12 protein-coding genes are annotated in these 15,694 nt (G+C 60.1%); 7 read left to right on the top strand and 5 right to left on the bottom strand.

Annotated elements, in window-relative coordinates; all coding sequences use genetic code 11:
* Positions 1-50: 50 nt before the first annotated feature.
* The 4 genes from QSK43_RS14555 to QSK43_RS14540 form a co-directional block, all read right to left on the bottom strand.
* A complete protein-coding gene (locus tag QSK43_RS14555) occupies positions 51-1,742 on the bottom strand; it encodes an amino acid ABC transporter ATP-binding/permease protein (protein ID WP_332304019.1) in 1,692 nt (563 codons plus the stop codon).
* Positions 1,739-3,520, bottom strand: coding sequence for a thiol reductant ABC exporter subunit CydD (gene cydD / locus QSK43_RS14550; RefSeq protein WP_332304018.1), 1,782 nt, complete (start codon positions 3,518-3,520; stop codon positions 1,739-1,741). Before cydD ends, QSK43_RS14555 begins: the two co-directional genes overlap by 4 nt.
* Before the next feature lie 17 nt (positions 3,521-3,537).
* Positions 3,538-4,113 carry a GbsR/MarR family transcriptional regulator gene (locus tag QSK43_RS14545; RefSeq protein ID WP_332304017.1) on the bottom strand — a complete coding sequence of 192 codons (576 nt, stop codon included), beginning with the start codon at positions 4,111-4,113 and terminating at the stop codon, positions 3,538-3,540.
* A gap of 279 nt (positions 4,114-4,392) precedes the next feature.
* Positions 4,393-5,424, bottom strand: a complete 1,032-nt coding sequence (locus QSK43_RS14540) for an L-idonate 5-dehydrogenase (protein WP_332304016.1) — start codon at positions 5,422-5,424, stop codon at positions 4,393-4,395.
* Positions 5,425-5,645: 221 nt separating this feature from the next.
* Between QSK43_RS14540 and QSK43_RS14535 the strand changes: the two genes are divergently transcribed.
* The 3 genes from QSK43_RS14535 (at position 5,646) to QSK43_RS14525 (ending at position 8,437) form a co-directional block, all read left to right on the top strand.
* Entirely contained in the window at positions 5,646-6,401 is a 756-nt protein-coding gene (locus tag QSK43_RS14535) for an SDR family oxidoreductase (RefSeq protein WP_332304015.1), read from the top strand.
* Positions 6,402-6,444: 43 nt separating this feature from the next.
* Positions 6,445-7,338, top strand: coding sequence for an NAD(P)-dependent oxidoreductase (locus QSK43_RS14530; RefSeq protein ID WP_332304014.1), 894 nt, complete (start codon positions 6,445-6,447; stop codon positions 7,336-7,338).
* A gap of 112 nt (positions 7,339-7,450) precedes the next feature.
* Positions 7,451-8,437: an aldose 1-epimerase gene (locus QSK43_RS14525; protein WP_332304013.1), complete on the top strand. Its 987-nt coding sequence runs from the start codon at positions 7,451-7,453 to the stop codon at positions 8,435-8,437.
* Between the two features lie 18 nt (positions 8,438-8,455).
* On the opposite strand, the gene QSK43_RS14520 is transcribed toward QSK43_RS14525, so the two are convergent.
* On the bottom strand, positions 8,456-8,917 hold the full coding sequence (locus tag QSK43_RS14520) for an Lrp/AsnC family transcriptional regulator (protein WP_332304012.1): 462 nt from the start codon (positions 8,915-8,917) through the stop codon (positions 8,456-8,458).
* Between the two features lie 168 nt (positions 8,918-9,085).
* On the opposite strand from QSK43_RS14520, the gene QSK43_RS14515 reads away from it, so the two are divergent.
* The 4 genes from QSK43_RS14515 to glgB all read left to right on the top strand — a co-directional run bounded on the left by QSK43_RS14515 (position 9,086) and on the right by glgB (position 15,680).
* Positions 9,086-9,799, top strand: coding sequence for an aspartate/glutamate racemase family protein (locus QSK43_RS14515; RefSeq protein ID WP_332304011.1), 714 nt, complete (start codon positions 9,086-9,088; stop codon positions 9,797-9,799).
* The gene (locus QSK43_RS14510) at positions 9,800-10,570 is read left to right on the top strand and encodes a class II glutamine amidotransferase (RefSeq protein WP_332304010.1); all 771 of its coding nucleotides are present in this window, start codon (positions 9,800-9,802) and stop codon (positions 10,568-10,570) included. It begins immediately after the preceding gene.
* 440 nt (positions 10,571-11,010) lie between these two features.
* Positions 11,011-13,473, top strand: a complete 2,463-nt coding sequence (locus tag QSK43_RS14505; protein ID WP_332304009.1) for a glycogen/starch/alpha-glucan phosphorylase — start codon at positions 11,011-11,013, stop codon at positions 13,471-13,473.
* A complete protein-coding gene (glgB, locus tag QSK43_RS14500) occupies positions 13,473-15,680 on the top strand; it encodes a 1,4-alpha-glucan branching protein GlgB (RefSeq protein WP_332304008.1) in 2,208 nt (735 codons plus the stop codon). Before QSK43_RS14505 ends, glgB begins: the two co-directional genes overlap by 1 nt.
* Positions 15,681-15,694 lie beyond the last annotated feature (14 nt).

Genomic DNA, 15,694 nt, shown 5'->3' with positions numbered 1-15,694 from the left:
CTGGAAGGCCGGCCTTCTGTTGCGACGCAACGCCGGTCTTGAAAAGTCAATCAATCCGGACGCAATGTTTGCAGCATTACGTCGTATTCCGGGGTTCCGCTTTGACATCGATCAAGTTGATGCCCGGCTTTCAGTACGATGATGCGATCCGCAAATTCCGCCTCGCGGCGATTATGGGTGATCATCACGACAGTCTTTCCTTCTGCCCTGGAAAACAGCCGGCCCAGCACGTCGCGGGCAGTGTTGCCATCCAGCCCTTCCGTCACCTCGTCGAGAAGCCAGAGCGGTTTGTCGCGCAGCAGGAAACGGGCAAGGGCGAGCCGCCGCGACTGACCGCCGGAGAGACCCTGCCCCGCCTCGCCAAGCTTAGTGTGTAGCCCGGCCGCCAGGGTTTTGACGTGTTCGCCAAGGCCTGCGGCATGTAAGGCATCCCACAATTCGCGCTCGGTCGCGTCAGGTTTTGCCAGCCGCAGATTGTCGGCGATGCTATCTCGGAAAAGCTGACTTCGCTGCGCCATGAGGCAGGATGGCAAAGCACTGACCGTGCCCGCCGCCGGTTGCAATTCGCCCGCCAGAAGCTGGATGAGGCTGGTCTTGCCCGCGCCGCTCGGCCCGACGATCGCGACCGTTTCTCCGGCGGCAATTGCAAGGTCGATATTTGTCAGGATCGGATTTTCGTTGCCGTCCCGCTTCAGCCGCACGCCATGAAGCTCAGCCGCCATGCCCGAAGCAGGCAAGAGCGGATGGCGGTCCGCAGCCTCGGCAGAAAGACGCGGCGCAATGCGCCTTGCCGAAAAAAGCGTGCGTCCGAGTTCCATTGCACCACGGCGGAGCGCCGTGAAAGGCTCCAGCGCGGCGAAACAGACGAACAGGCCGAGGGCTGCGGCTGGCGCGTCGATCGCTCCCTGTTCCACGAGCCATGCCATGCCGAGAAGGGTCGCACTCAAGAGGACTGCCGCAGAGATACCGAAGGAAAAGCCGGCATTCGTTTCGATGCGGCTCAAGTGATCGTCGCAGGCAAGCAGATAGTCGTCGGCACGCTCCACTGCCGCAACCTGCGCGCAGAGACGGGAGGCCGTCAGCAATTCCACCTGCCCGTTGACGAGATCCGCCGTGCGGGCGCGAAGCGCTTCGAGCCCGATTGCCCGGCGACGTGAGAATTCTTCCGCCCGCAATGCCGATCGCACCGAAATGCCTAGCCCCGCCGCTATAAGAAAGGTCGCCGCCAGAACGCCTGCAAGTGGGTCGAGGAAAGCAAGCCCGATGCCTGTCGCAATCGCAGCGAGGACCGCGACGGCTACGGGAACCAGCACGCGCAGATAAAGCGAGTCCAGCGCGTCGATATCCGCAGTCAGCCGGTTCAGCAGGCGGGCGGGCCTCGCTTCCAGATGTTTCGCCGCTTGTGGCGCGGCAAAGCCACGAAACAGATTTTCCCGGAGCACGACCAGCACTGAAAGCGTCGCCTCATGTGTGCTCATGCGTTCGCCATAACGGGCGGCGGTGCGCGACAGCGCCAGCAGACGTATCGCTGCAGATGGCGCAAAAACATCAAACGCAAACGCCGTTGCGGGCAGAAGACCGGCAATCGCCGTCGCAGTAATGAACCAGCTGGAAATCCCGAGAAGGCCGATGCCCGCCAGCACCGTGGTTGCCGCCAGAGCCGCTCCGGCAAGCAGCATGCCGCGACGCGCCGACCAGAACAGGGCAACGACAGGTTTCAATGCGGCAAAACGCGCGATCATGGCTGGCCTCCTGACGGGACTGCCGTCATTTCCACGATCCTGTCCATGCGCGATGCGAGCACCGGATCGTGGGTTGCGACGATCAATGTCCTGCCTTTTGCCAGCTGCAGCAGGTTTTCCGTGACGAGAGCAGCCGTCTCCCGGTCGAGATGCGCCGTCGGCTCGTCGGCTAGAACAAGCTGCGTTGCGGGATCGGCGAAGGCGCGCGCAATGGCGAGCCGCACCGCTTCACCGCCGGAAATGCCATAACCGTCGTCTCCGATCGGCAGATGCCCGCGTGCATGCGACAATGTGTTGAGCCCGGTGTGACGCAGCGTCTCCTCCACCATGCCGTCGCGGACACCGGCACGGCCAAAGCGAATATTCGCCTTCAGGGAACCGGCAAAAAAGAACGGTTTCTGGCCGACCCAGCCGATGGTACTACGCAGGGCACCGGCAGTTGCGTCATCAAGGATGATGCCGCCGATTTTTATCGTGCCGCTCTTTGCTGAAGCAAGACCCGCGATCAGGGACAGGACGGTGGATTTGCCGCAGCCGGAGGCTCCAAGAAGAGCGATCGTCTCGCCCGATCGGACAACAAGATCGAAATTGCGGATCACCGGCAGCGCATCGGGATAGGCAAAGGACAGCCCCTCGATTTCCAGCATGCCGGACGCAGCTGACGAAGGGTGCCGCGTGACGTCCTTGCCTTCGCCGACGATGGTAACGGTGCCCTCCGTCAATTTACCGAGCGCATGGAGCGCCGCCTCGCCCGCCGCCCGGTCGTGCCACACGGCGGACAATTCCCGCAGCGGTTCGAAAAAAGCCGGGGCCAGAAGCAGGATGAACAGACCTTCGGCCAGCGTCAATTTCTCTCCCCACGCGCCAAAGTCGAGAAAACCGAGCAGATGGAAACCAATATAAACCGCTGTCATGGCAACCCCGAGTGCCGCGAAAAGCTCCAGCACCGCCGAGGATAAAAAGGCGATCCGCAGCACCGCCATCGTCCGCTTCTTCAGGTTTTCGGCATCGGTGCGCAGGCGTCCGGTGGTCAGATCGACGGCCTCCAGCACGCGGATCGTTTCCAGGCCGCGCAGGCGATCGAGCAGAAAGGCATTCATGTTGCCGGTCTCGGCCAGCTGCTTTTCGCTCGCAGCCTTCGCCTGCCAGCCGATCAGCGCCATGAAAAGCGGAATGGTCGGCATGGAAAGCAGCAGCACCAGTGCCGCGATCCAGGTGAACGGCAGGATCGCCAGCACGAAAACCAAGGGGACGACGGTGGCCTTCATCCGCGCTGGCTGAAACCTTGAAAGATAGGGTACCAGCGCTTCCGCGGCTTCCGCGATAACGCTTGCCGCCTCGCCGGACGCCGTACGCGACAGATCGAGTGGCGACACTTTCGCCACGGCATGAAGCGCTTCCAGCCGCCGCCGCGAAAGGGCGGCGCGTGCAGCGCGAAACGACAGTCTCGCCGCAATCTTTTCCAGCCATGCCCTGATGACACCGAGAACGAGGACGGCGACAGCTGCCGGCAGGATCGCCATCATCGGCTCCCCGTCAGCGACTTTACCGACTGAAAATGCAAGCAAACCCGCCTGCGGCAGCCAGAGCAGAGCCGGCAGCATATGCAGTAGCGCAACCGATCTTCCCACCGCCGGTGCCTTTTTCATTTCCGCTTTTCCAGCCCCCTTTTCACCGGAGACGTTCCCGAAGAAATGCCGCCGCGCCGCACCGGACGGGACCGTTTCAGGCGCGGGACAGTCTGCACCTTCGGCCGACTGACGAATTTGTGGGGACATGCTCACGGCCGATCTCCTCATTTGCCCTTCGTGCCACGGGGCCTGCCGAGAGAGACGATCCTGTCCTTGGCCTCCAGAAGTTTCGTGACTTTCGAGCCGAGCGCCAGCAGTGACGCCAGCCTCTCCGTCTCCAGCCTCTTCACATCGTCATACCAGCCGGTGAGCTGCTCGATCAGCGTTTTCATCTCATCGATGCGCTTTTGCGCATGCCGCTCCTCTTCGTTCTCCGGCGTCTCCATCAGGATTTCGCGAAGCACGCTGAGCGTCGGGTCGATCTCGCGCTTCTTGCGCTCCTCGGCAAGGGTGCGGAGAATTTGCCAGACATCCTCCGGTGTCGTGAAAAAATCGCGTCGGTCGCCGGGGAAATGCTTGAGAATTGCAAGGTTCCACGCCTGAAGTTCCTTCAGGCTCATCGACACATTCGAACGGGAAATGCCGAGCACCTCGACGATGTCGTCCGCGCAGAGCGGCTGCGGCGATATGTAAAGCAATGCATAGACCTGACCGACCGTGCGGTTGATGCCCCAGCGGCTGCCCATCTCGCCGAAATGTAGCACGAAGGACTGAACGAGCGGGGAAAGATTAGCCGGCATTTCTGTACTTCCTGTATTTTCAGTAATTTCTGAAATTTCGATAACGCAAAAAACGTTTGACGACAATCACCTTTTTGACCTGCGTCAAAATGTGCAATCGGTTGAGATGCCGTCTAGCGACCGGAGGTCGGACCTGTCCAGCACTCTCTGAAATGAATCATGATATCGATAACATCGCCTGCGAATTGCCATGAGCGGAAAAGTCGCGCATAAAAAATCGGCGGCGGAATAATCCACCACCGATCAAAACATCAGCGCTCTCGCGTTCGGAAATAGCGCTTACGAAAAAGCGATCTGCACTTTCATGGCGCGGCTGCGGTCGGAGGCGAATTCGAAGGCCGAGATGGCGTCGTCGAGATCGACAGTCTGGGTGATCAACGGCTTGACGTCGATCAGCCCCTTGCGCATCAATTCGACGCCGGTCGCGAATTCCTCATGAAAACGGAAAGAGCCGCGCAGATCCAGCTCCTTGGCGGTGATCGCCATCATCGGCAGGCTCATGTCGCCGCCAAGCCCGAGTTGAACGATGATACCGCGTGGCCTGAGCGCCGCAATTCCACCCACAAGTGCAACGGCGGCACCCGAGCATTCGTAGAGAACGTCGAAGGTCCCCTTGTTCGCGCCATAAGCCGCCAGCGCGTCGGGTTCATTCTTGCTGTTGATGACCCGATCCGCGCCCGCCTCTCGCGCCTTGGCGAGTGTGAAATCGGAAAGGTCGGTCGCAACGATTTCAGCGGCGCCAGCGCGGCGCGCGGCAAGAATGGACAGAATGCCGATAGGGCCGCAGCCGGTGACCAGCACACGTTTTCCCAGCAAATCTCCGGCGCGACGCGTGGCATGCAGCGTTACCGCCAACGGTTCCGCCATAGCCGCTTCGCCGGCGCTCAGGCCGTCAGCCGGAACGCATTGCAGGGCATCCGCCACAAGAACCTCGCGGAAAGCGCCCTGAATATGCGGGAACGGCATGGCGCTGCCATAAAAACGCATGTTGAGGCACTGATTGTGCAGGCCTTCCTGGCAAAAGCGGCAGGTTCTGCACGGGCGGGACGGCGAAACCGCGACCAGACTGCCGACCGTCAGTCCCTTAACGCCCTCACCCAGTTCCTCGATGACGGCTGATACCTCGTGCCCCAGCACCATGGGTTCGCGAAGCCGCACCGCACCGAAACCGCCGTGATTGTAATAGTGAAGATCGCTGCCGCAAATTCCACCCCGGGCCAGACGAAGGCGCACTTCTCCCGCCCCCGGCGCTTCCTCGGGCCGCTCCTCGATGCGCACATCCTTTGCCCCATGGGCGACGATCGCTCTCATAAATATCTCCCGTTCGACATCACGCCTGTTCGGCGCGACAAGATAATCCGCATCCCGATCACCGCCGCCGGCCGCGCATTTACGCGCCTTGCGGCCTCCTCGCACGCCCGCTCCGTACCGAAACCAGGTGTTTTAAGCCTTGACATTCACGTCTGAAAGGGATGAATGTTATCGATAACATAGACCGGCATAAAAGCAATGTCGAGAGACTGGAGGAAACAGTGGGCCTTAATTTGTTCGATCTTTCCGGCCGCCGCGCCCTGATCACGGGTTCTTCCCAGGGCATCGGCTTCGCGCTGGCGCAGGGGCTGGTGGAGGCCGGGGCAGAAGTGGTGCTGAACGGCCGCGACGAATCGAAGCTGAAAGCCGCCGCCGCAGGCATCAAGGGCGCCAAGACGCTCGCCTTCGACGCCACCGATCATGAAGCGGTGCGCAAGGCTATCGACAGTTTCGAGGCGGAAGTCGGTCCCATCGATATTCTCGTCAACAATGCCGGCATGCAACACCGCACGCCGCTGGAGGATTTTCCGGCTGATGCGTTCGAGCGCCTGTTGCAGACCAACATCGCCTCGGTGTTCCACGCCGGACAGGCCGTTGCGCGCCACATGATCGGCCGTGGACGCGGCAAGATCATTAACATTGCCAGCGTGCAGACAGCGCTCGCCCGTCCCGGCATCGCGCCCTACACCGCCACTAAGGGTGCTGTCGGCAATCTGACGAAAGGCATGGCGACCGACTGGGCCAAATACGGCCTGCAGTGCAACGCCATTGCGCCGGGTTATTTCGACACGCCGCTCAACGCGGCTCTGGTGGCCGACCCGACCTTTTCGGCCTGGCTTGAAAAACGCACGCCCGCTGGCCGCTGGGGCAAGGTCGAAGAGCTCGTCGGCGCCTGCATTTTCCTGTCGTCCGATGCCTCGTCTTTCGTGAACGGACATATTCTCTACGTCGACGGCGGCATCACCGCCTCGCTTTGAAGACGCCGCAACCACGACGCTTTGGGAGGAGACCGTGAGCACCATGACCGAGAAGAACAAAATCGCGTTGATCGGCGCAGGCGCCATGGGCGGAGCGATCGGCACGCGGCTGATCGAGACCGCCAATGAACTGACGGTTTTCGACCTGGACCCGGAGAAAGTAGCGGCGCTGACCAGCCTCGGTGCCCAGAGCGCCAGCACCGCAGCGGCAGCGGCTTCGATCGCCGATGTGGTGATCCTCAGCCTCAATTCACCGAAGATCGTCCGGCTGGCCGTCTTTGGCAAGGATGGCGTAGCGGCGGGGGCAAGGCCCGGCACGCTGATCATCGACATGTCCTCCATCGATCCAGAGGCGACGAAGGAACTGGCGGTTGACGCTGCCGAAAAGGGGCTACGCTGGGTGGACAGCCCGCTTTCCGGCGGTGCGCCCAAGGCCCTTGTCGGGCAACTGACGCTGATGGCCGGTGGCACGGAAACGGATGTGGCCGATGCCTATCGCGTGCTGCGGCATGTCGCCAGCAACTATACCCATATGGGGCCTAGCGGTGCTGGCCAGACGACGAAACTCATCAATCAGGTTCTCTGCGGGCTGAACTTCCTTGCCGTGGCGGAAGCGACGCAGCTTGCGCTGGACGCCGGCGTCGACGCCGCCAAAATCCCGCAGGCGCTGAAGGGCGGCAGGGCCGACAGTGCTATCCTTCAGGAGTATATGCCAAGGTATGTGGCGAAGGATTATCGCCGCACCGGCCGCATCGATAACATGGTCAAGGACCTGAACGGCGCGCAGGATCTGGCCCGACGCACCAATACCGCCATGCCGCTAACGGCGGTTTGTGCCGAAGTGCACCGCATGCTGATGGCGGCGGGACTGGGCGGTGAGGATCAGGCCGCGCTGATGGAATTTTTCAGCGGCGCGAAGCGGACCTTTCCGGACTGATTTCCGCCACGCTGGCCATTGCGAAATGTTCCCGCAGCGAGGATGATCGGGCGAATCGGCGAGCAGCCGGCCAGATCACCGCAGACATACGCATGCAAAGGACCATTTCCCGATGACCACCTCCACGACAGGCGCGGGAATTTCCGGTTTGACCATTCATGGCCAGGATTTCAGCGCCGAGATCGCTTACGAGGGCGCGACCCTTCTCAACTGGCGACCACTGCTTGCAGATGGCAACGAAGGCGAGAATCTTGTCGACGGATATTCGACGCCTGCGGAATTGCAGTCGCAAAACGGTGTAAGAAACGGCATTCTCGCACCCTTCACCAATCGCATCCCGGATGGCCAGTTCCGCTTCGGCGGAGAAATGCATCGCATCGAGCCGGTGCTTGCCCATGAAGACCTCGTCTTCCACGGATTTGCCCGCGCCCTGCCCTTTATCCTGGACCGGTCTTTCGAGGAAAACGACGCGCATGTCCTCGTCTTTCGGACCGAGATATCGCCCGGCGACTTCAAGGGTTATCCCTACCATCTTGCGATAGAGGTGGAATACCAGTTCTCCGGCCATGCGGTCGCCATCGACACACGCGGCATCAATGGCGATGATCGGCCGCTGCCCTTTGCTGCCGGCTGGCACCCTTATTTCCGGCTGCCTGGTCTGGCGTCCATCGACGATCTCCATCTGACGCTCCCGTCGCGAACGGCAATCGAGATGGACGCAGATTTGATACCGCTGCCCAACGGGGAGGCAGGCATTCTCAAACGCGATGACGCGACGTTTCTTTCCGCCGCGCCGCTTTCCGGCCATGTGCTCGATGTTTGCTTCACCGATTTGATCGCATCTGAAAACGGGCTTTACGAGACGCGGATGGAGAACCGGCAGGACGGATCGAGCCTGACGGTTTGGCAGGAGCGTGGCCACATGCATGTCTTTACCGGCGATACGCTTGCCCGCGACAGACGAAAATCCATCGCGCTCGAACCCGTTGAAACGCCCACCAACGCCTTCAACCAGCCCGGGCTTGCCGCTGCGCTCACCCTCCAGCCGAGTGAGACGCGGAGTTTCCGCTTCGGTTTCCGTTTCGAAGCGGCGCGCTGAAAAGCCAAACGGACCCTGTCAGATATGTGTCGTCGGCAAGGAAGACGACAGCTTCACCGTCTCCATCGAGATATAGGCGGACATGTCGTAAAGCTCGACCCGCCTCAGGATCTGTTTGTAGATCGTGTCGTAATATTCGACATTCGGCAGCACCAGTTTCAGAATATAATCGAAATTCCCGGTCAGCCGATGAACCTCGACGATCTCCGGTATGGTGCTGACGGCGGCATGGAACCGGTCCAGCCAATCCTCGGCATGCAGGCCGGTTCTCACAAGCAGGAAAACCGTGGTCGGCAGGTTGATTTTCCGCCTGTCGAGCAGCGCCATCGTGCCCGTTACATATCCGTCCGAGCGTAGCCGCGTGATGCGGCGCGAACAGGCGGAAAGCGATAGCGACACTTCATCCGCGATATCGGCGAGCGGCGTTTCTGCATTTTCCTGGAGAATCGCAAGGATTCGGCGGTCGCGGTCATCAATCATCCGTCAAGAATGCACCTGTTGCGACAATGACGCAAGAATTTTGCGTATTTTTCATAGATGACGCGGATAATTTGCAAAACTATCTCCAAACGCCCCGAAAAACGCGCGCCGTTTTCATCGTGGCAATGGCATTCTTGTTTTCAATCAAATTTGAAAAAGGGAACTGTGATGAAACGGATCGGTCTGATCGGTGGCATGAGCTGGGAATCCACCGCAACCTATTACCGGATGATCAACGAGGCCGTGCGCGATAGCCGCGGCGGGCTGGTTTCGGCCGACATTGTCATGCATTCGCTCGATTTTTCTGAAGTTGTCGCCCTTCAGAAGGCCGACCGCTGGGATGAGGCTGGCGCGCTTCTGGGTGCTGCCGGCGCACGCCTTGCCACGGCCGGTGCCGATTGCGTGCTGATCTGCACCAACACCATGCACCTTGTTGCAGAAACCGTTGAAAAAATGTCGGGCGTCGCCCTGATCGACATCATCGATGAAACCGCTGCCACATTGAAGGCGGACGGACGCCGCAAGCCGCTTCTGCTCGCCACCCGTTACACGATGGAACACGGCTTCTACACCGATCGCATGCGCCGCCATGGCGTCGATGTGGTTGTGCCGGATGAGGACGACAGGGTCGCCATCCACGATATCATCTTCGGGGAGCTGTGCCAGGGCGAGATCAAGTCGTGCTCGCGCGAGCGCTATCTGTCGGTCATCGAGAAAGCCCGCGCGCTCGGCGTCGATTCCGTCATTCTCGGCTGCACCGAAATTTCCCTGCTGATAGATCCCGACGCCCTACCTTTGCCGGGCTACGATTCGACCGCCATTCATGCGAAGGCCGCTGTCGGCTTCGCGCTCGGAAGCAAAGCCCTGAACAGAGCCGCATGAATGTGCCGCCTCTTTGCCTATTCCGGTGAACCTGTCTGGCTCGACAGTCTTCTGATCGAGCCGGAAGCATCGCTGGTCAGCCAGTCCATGGCCGCGAGGGAAGCGAAAACCGTCGTCAATGGCGACGGCTGCGGCCTTGGATGGTATGGCGAGCGGGGAACGCCCGGCGTTTTTCGCGATACCAGACCCGCTTGGTCCGACGCCAATCTAGCCGCGCTTTGCCATCAGCTTCGCTCGGGCATGTTCATGGCCCATGTCCGCTCCGCCACATCAGGCGAAGTATCCCGCGCCAATTGCCATCCGTTCGCACGCGGGCAATATCTGTTCATGCATAACGGCCAGATCGGCGGTTATGAGCAGATCAGGCGCGATATCGATTCCCTCATTCCCGACGATATCTATGCATCCCGACGCGGCACCGGCGACAGCGAAGCCATCTTCCTGATCGCCGCCGGTCACGGCCTCGATGCAGACCCGGTCCGGGCCATTTCCACCGCGCTGCGCCTCTGCCAGGAAAAAATGGTTTCGGCGGGCGTATCTTCGGCCCTGAGATTCAGCGCCGTGCTGATGGACGGCGATTGCCTGCACGCCTTCCGCTGGTCAAGCGATGACAAGCCACCGACGCTTTACTGGCGCGGACTCGATGAGGGCATCGCGCTCAGTTCGGAACCCTTTTCCTTCGATTGCGCGCCGTGGTGCGCCGTTCTGCCGAATACCCGTGTGATGATACGCGCCGGCGAAATGACGACGGAACCTTTTTTTCCGGCATAACGCGTATTTCATTGTGATCGAGAACCGGTTTCACACCGTAGCCGCCACCGGCTCGCGTAGCGTCAGCACACACCTCGTTTATTTTCATTGAATTTTCTCCGCTGCGAAGGCTAGTGTGTGAGCCGATAGACCGAAACAGTTTTCAGGACCGGTGAACCATTCAGAAGTGTTGCAGCCCCTCTCCCTTTCATGAACGATGTCCAGCATCGCAAGTATCACGCAACCCCGTTCAAGAACGGCGCACGCAGGGCGCGCAATGCCTTCGGCAACCCTTGGGGTGCTGAGGAAAAAGTCTTATTTTTCATTACGCTAAGCTATTCAATTTTCCACGAAAAATGCTGTTGCCACGCCTCCGTATCGATGCATAAACTGGCATCAGCAAAGGCAAACCGGATCGACCTCATCAGACCCTCTCCTCCCACCAAGGTGCTGACCGACCAATGATCAACAATCTAAACGCCGCCGATCTTCCCCGCCCCGCCCCACGCAGTTCCAACCCGGAAATCATGGCGGCGGAAATCATCGAGCGCCTCACCTATCGCATCGGCAAGGACGTCAAGGTCGCCAAGCCGCACGACTGGCTGACCGCGACCATTCTCGTCGTCCGCGACCGTATCATCGACAAGTGGATGGCCTCGACCCGCAAGGCGTATGCCAACAACTCCAAGCGCGTTTACTACCTGTCGCTGGAATTCCTGATTGGCCGCCTGATGCGCGACGCGATCTCCAATATCGGCTTGATGCAGGAAATCAAGGATGCGCTTTCCTCCCTCGGCGTCGATCTTGATGTCATTGCCGGGCTGGAGCCGGATGCGGCACTCGGCAATGGCGGCCTCGGCCGTCTCGCCGCCTGTTTCATGGAATCCATGGCAACGGTCGACATTCCCGCTTATGGCTATGGCATTCGTTATGTACACGGCCTCTTCCGCCAGCAGATGGCGGACGGATGGCAGGTGGAACTGCCGGAAACCTGGCTTGCACACGGCAATCCGTGGGAATTCGAACGCCGCGAAAGCTCCTATGAAATCGGCTTCGGTGGATCGGTCGAAACCATCGGCGGATATGAAGAGCCGCAGCGTTTCGTCTGGAAACCGGCCGAACGCGTGATCGCCATGGCCTACGACACGCCGGTCGTCGGCTGGCGGGGCACCCGGGTCAATACATTGCGCCTGTGGTCAGCCCAGCCAATCGACCCTATTCTGCTGGCAGCCTTCAATGCCGGCGACCACATCGGTGCGCTGAAAGAAAGCAACAAGGCGGAAAGCCTGACGCGCGTACTCTACCCGGCCGATGCGACGCCGGCCGGCCAGGAACTGCGCCTGCGGCAGGAATTCTTCTTCTCCTCCGCCTCCCTGCAGGACATTCTGCGCCGCCACCTGCAGCAATATCCGGATTTCACCTCGCTGCCCGACAAGGTTTCGATCCAGCTCAATGACACGCACCCGGCCATTTCCATCTGCGAAATGATGCGCCTGCTGTGCGATGTCCATGGCCTGGAATTCGATGAAGCCTGGACGATTACGCAAGGCACCTTCTCCTACACCAACCACACGCTTCTGCCCGAAGCGCTGGAAAGCTGGCCGGTGCCGCTGCTCGAGCGTCTTTTGCCGAGGCACATGCAGATCGTCTACGCGATCAACGCCAATACGCTCGTTTACGCCCGCAAGGAAAAGAAGATGCCGGATCAGCAGATCCGCTCCATCTCGCTGATCGACGAAAACGGCGAGCGCCGCGTGCGCATGGGCAACCTTGCCTTCATCGGCTCGCATTCCATCAACGGTGTGTCGGCGCTTCACACCGAACTGATGAAGGAAACGGTCTTCGCCGACTTGCACAGCCTCTATCCCGAACGCATCAACAACAAGACCAACGGCATCACGCCGCGCCGCTGGCTGATGCAGTGCAATTCCGGCCTGACGGGATTGATCCGGGAAGCGATCGGTGACGATTTCCTTGATGACGCGGAAAAGCTCACCCCGCTCGACCGCTTCGCCGAAGATGCCGGTTTCCGCGAGAAATTCGCCGAAGTGAAGCGTCGGAACAAGGTGCGCCTCGCCAATACGGTGGCGCAACGCATGGGCATCCGCATCGACCCATCTGCCATGTTCGACATCCAGATCAAGCGCATCCACGAATACAAGCGCCAGCTTCTGAACCTTATCGAAACGGTGGCGCTGTACGACCAGATCCGCTCCCACCCGGAACTGGAATGGGTACCGCGCGTTAAGTTCTTCGCAGGCAAGGCGGCGCCGAGTTATCACAACGCGAAGCTGATCATAAAGCTTGCCAATGATATTGCCCGGGTCATCAACAACGATCCGGCCGTGCGCGGGCTTCTGAAAGTGGTGTTTATTCCAAACTACAACGTCTCGCTTGCGGAAATCATGGTTCCCGCTGCCGACCTTTCCGAACAGATTTCCACGGCGGGCATGGAAGCCTCGGGCACCGGCAACATGAAGTTCGCGCTGAACGGCGCGCTCACCATCGGCACGCTCGACGGGGCGAATGTTGAAATGCTCGAACATGTCGGTGAGGACAATATCGTCATCTTCGGCATGACGGCGGAAGAGGTGTCAAGGGCGCGGGCCGATGGTCACAATCCCCGCGCGATCATCGAACGGTCCGCGGAACTGTCGCAGGCGCTGTCGTCCATCGCTTCCGGCGTGTTTTCACCGGACGATCGCTCGCGCTTTTCCGGCTTGATCGACGGCATTTACAACAGCGACTGGTTCATGGTCGCCGCAGACTTCGACGCCTATGCCAATGCACAGCGCAAGGTGGACGCGATCTGGAGCGATCCGGAAAGCTGGTATGCGAAAACAGTCCGTAACACGGCGCGCATGGGCTGGTTCTCGTCCGACAGGACGATCCGGCAATATGCCGCCGATATCTGGAGAGCCTGATGAAAAAACCGCTCAATTCGGCCGAAGAGAAAAAGACTGGTGCTGTCACGAAGGCTGAAATCGAGGCGATCAAGAGCGGTTTGCATTCCAACCCCTTTGCCCTTCTCGGCGTTCACGAAACGCCGGAAGGGTTTTCCGCGCGCTGTTTCATCCCCGGGGCCGAAGAAGTGTCCGTCCTCACACTCGACGGAAATTTCATCGGCGAGTTGAAACGGCTCGATCCGGAGGGCTTTTTCGAAGGCCCTGTCGGTTTGGCCTCGCGCCAGCCGGTGCGTTACCGGGCATGCCGTGACGATGCCGAATGGGCGGTGACCGATCCTTACAGTTTCGGTCCGGTTCTCGGTCCGATGGACGATTATTTCGTCCGTGAGGGATCGCATCTGAGGCTGTTCGACAAGATGGGCGCTCACCCGCTCAAGCTTGAGGGCGTCGAAGGTTTCCACTTCGCCGTCTGGGCACCCAATGCGAAGCGCGTCTCCGTCGTCGGCGATTTCAACAATTGGGACGGCCGTCGGCACGTGATGCGCTTCCGCAAGGATACGGGCATCTGGGAAATCTTTGCGCCTGACGTCTATGCCGGCTGCGCCTACAAGTTCGAAATCCTCGGCGCCAACGGCGAGCTTCTGCCGCTGAAGGCCGACCCCTATGCGCGGCGCGGCGAATTGCGGCCGAAGAACGCGTCGGTTACCGCGCCGGAACTGGCGCAGAAATGGGAAGACCAGGCCCACCGGGAACATTGGGCGCAGGTGGACCAGCGCCGCCAGCCGATCAGCATTTACGAGGTCCATGCCGGCTCATGGCAACGCCGCGCGGACGGCACATTCTTAAGCTGGGACGAACTGGCCGCCCAGCTCATTCCCTACTGTACGGATATGGGCTTCACCCATATCGAATTTCTGCCGATCACCGAACATCCCTATGATCCATCCTGGGGCTACCAGACGACCGGCCTTTACGCCCCGACCGCCCGTTTCGGCGATCCGGAAGGCTTTGCGCGTTTCGTCAATGGCGCACACAAGGTCGGCATCGGGGTGATCCTCGACTGGGTTCCGGCGCATTTTCCCACCGACGAGCATGGCCTGCGCTGGTTCGACGGGACAGCGCTTTACGAACATGAAGATCCGCGTCAGGGCTTTCATCCCGACTGGAACACGGCCATCTACAATTTCGGTCGCCTCGAGGTATTGTCCTACCTCGTCAACAACGCGCTTTATTGGGCCGAGAAGTTCCATCTCGATGGATTGCGGGTCGATGCGGTCGCCTCAATGCTCTATCTCGATTATTCCCGCAAGGAAGGCGAGTGGATCCCCAACGAATATGGCGGGCGCGAGAACCTTGAATCCGTCCGCTTCCTGCAGAAGATGAATTCGCTCGTTTACGGCACCCATCCGGGCGTCATGACCATCGCGGAAGAATCCACCTCTTGGCCGAAAGTGTCCCATCCGGTCCATGAGGGTGGTCTCGGTTTCGGCTTCAAATGGAACATGGGTTTCATGCACGACACGCTGAGTTACTTCTCGCGTGAGCCGGTGCATCGCAAGTTCCACCATCAGGAACTGACCTTCGGGCTTCTTTATGCCTTCACCGAAAATTTCGTGCTGCCGCTTTCCCATGACGAGGTGGTGCACGGCAAGGGATCGCTGATCGCCAAAATGTCCGGCGACGACTGGCAGAAATTCGCCAATCTCCGGTCCTATTACGGCTTCATGTGGGGTTATCCCGGCAAGAAGCTGCTGTTCATGGGACAGGAGTTCGCCCAGTGGAGCGAATGGAGCGAAAAGGGATCGCTCGACTGGAACCTTCGCCAATATCCGATGCATGAGGGTATGCGCCGCCTCGTGCGCGATCTGAACCTCACCTACCGTTCGAAAGCGGCATTGCACGCCCGTGACTGCGAACCTGATGGCTTCCAGTGGCTGGTGGTCGACGATCACGAGAATTCCGTCTTTGCCTGGCTGCGCACGGCGCCGGGTGAAAAGCCGGTGGCGGTCATCTGCAATCTGACCCCGGTCTATCGGGAAAACTATTATGTGCCGCTTCCCATTGCGGGGCGGTGGCGGGAGATTCTCAACACCGACGCCGAAATCTATGGCGGCAGCGGCAAGGGAAATGGCGGACGCGTTCAGGCGGTCAACGCCGGCGGGGAGATCGGGGCGATGCTCGTCCTGCCGCCGCTGGCGACGATCATGCTCGAGCCGGAAAACTGACAGACAGAACGGGA

This window comes from Rhizobium sp. GR12, from assembly GCF_036596185.1.
In the GTDB taxonomy this organism is placed as follows: domain Bacteria; phylum Pseudomonadota; class Alphaproteobacteria; order Rhizobiales; family Rhizobiaceae; genus Agrobacterium; species Agrobacterium nepotum.
The sequence above is the reverse complement of the archived record's forward strand: the minus strand, read 5'-3'. Positions and strand labels throughout refer to the sequence as shown.

What these genes read in the sequence shown, in the direction of transcription:
- QSK43_RS14515 (WP_332304011.1), top strand. Translation starts at nt 9,086, where the DNA reads ATGAAACGGATCGGTCTGATCGGTGGCATGAGCTGGGAATCCACCGCA.
- QSK43_RS14520 (WP_332304012.1), bottom strand. Translation starts at nt 8,917, where the DNA reads ATGATTGATGACCGCGACCGCCGAATCCTTGCGATTCTCCAGGAAAAT.
- QSK43_RS14510 (WP_332304010.1), top strand. Translation starts at nt 9,800, where the DNA reads ATGTGCCGCCTCTTTGCCTATTCCGGTGAACCTGTCTGGCTCGACAGT.
- QSK43_RS14505 (WP_332304009.1), top strand. Translation starts at nt 11,011, where the DNA reads ATGATCAACAATCTAAACGCCGCCGATCTTCCCCGCCCCGCCCCACGC.
- QSK43_RS14545 (WP_332304017.1), bottom strand. Translation starts at nt 4,113, where the DNA reads ATGCCGGCTAATCTTTCCCCGCTCGTTCAGTCCTTCGTGCTACATTTC.
- QSK43_RS14540 (WP_332304016.1), bottom strand. Translation starts at nt 5,424, where the DNA reads ATGAGAGCGATCGTCGCCCATGGGGCAAAGGATGTGCGCATCGAGGAG.
- QSK43_RS14525 (WP_332304013.1), top strand. Translation starts at nt 7,451, where the DNA reads ATGACCACCTCCACGACAGGCGCGGGAATTTCCGGTTTGACCATTCAT.
- glgB (WP_332304008.1), top strand. Translation starts at nt 13,473, where the DNA reads ATGAAAAAACCGCTCAATTCGGCCGAAGAGAAAAAGACTGGTGCTGTC.
- QSK43_RS14530 (WP_332304014.1), top strand. Translation starts at nt 6,445, where the DNA reads ATGACCGAGAAGAACAAAATCGCGTTGATCGGCGCAGGCGCCATGGGC.
- QSK43_RS14555 (WP_332304019.1), bottom strand. Translation starts at nt 1,742, where the DNA reads ATGATCGCGCGTTTTGCCGCATTGAAACCTGTCGTTGCCCTGTTCTGG.
- cydD (WP_332304018.1), bottom strand. Translation starts at nt 3,520, where the DNA reads ATGTCCCCACAAATTCGTCAGTCGGCCGAAGGTGCAGACTGTCCCGCG.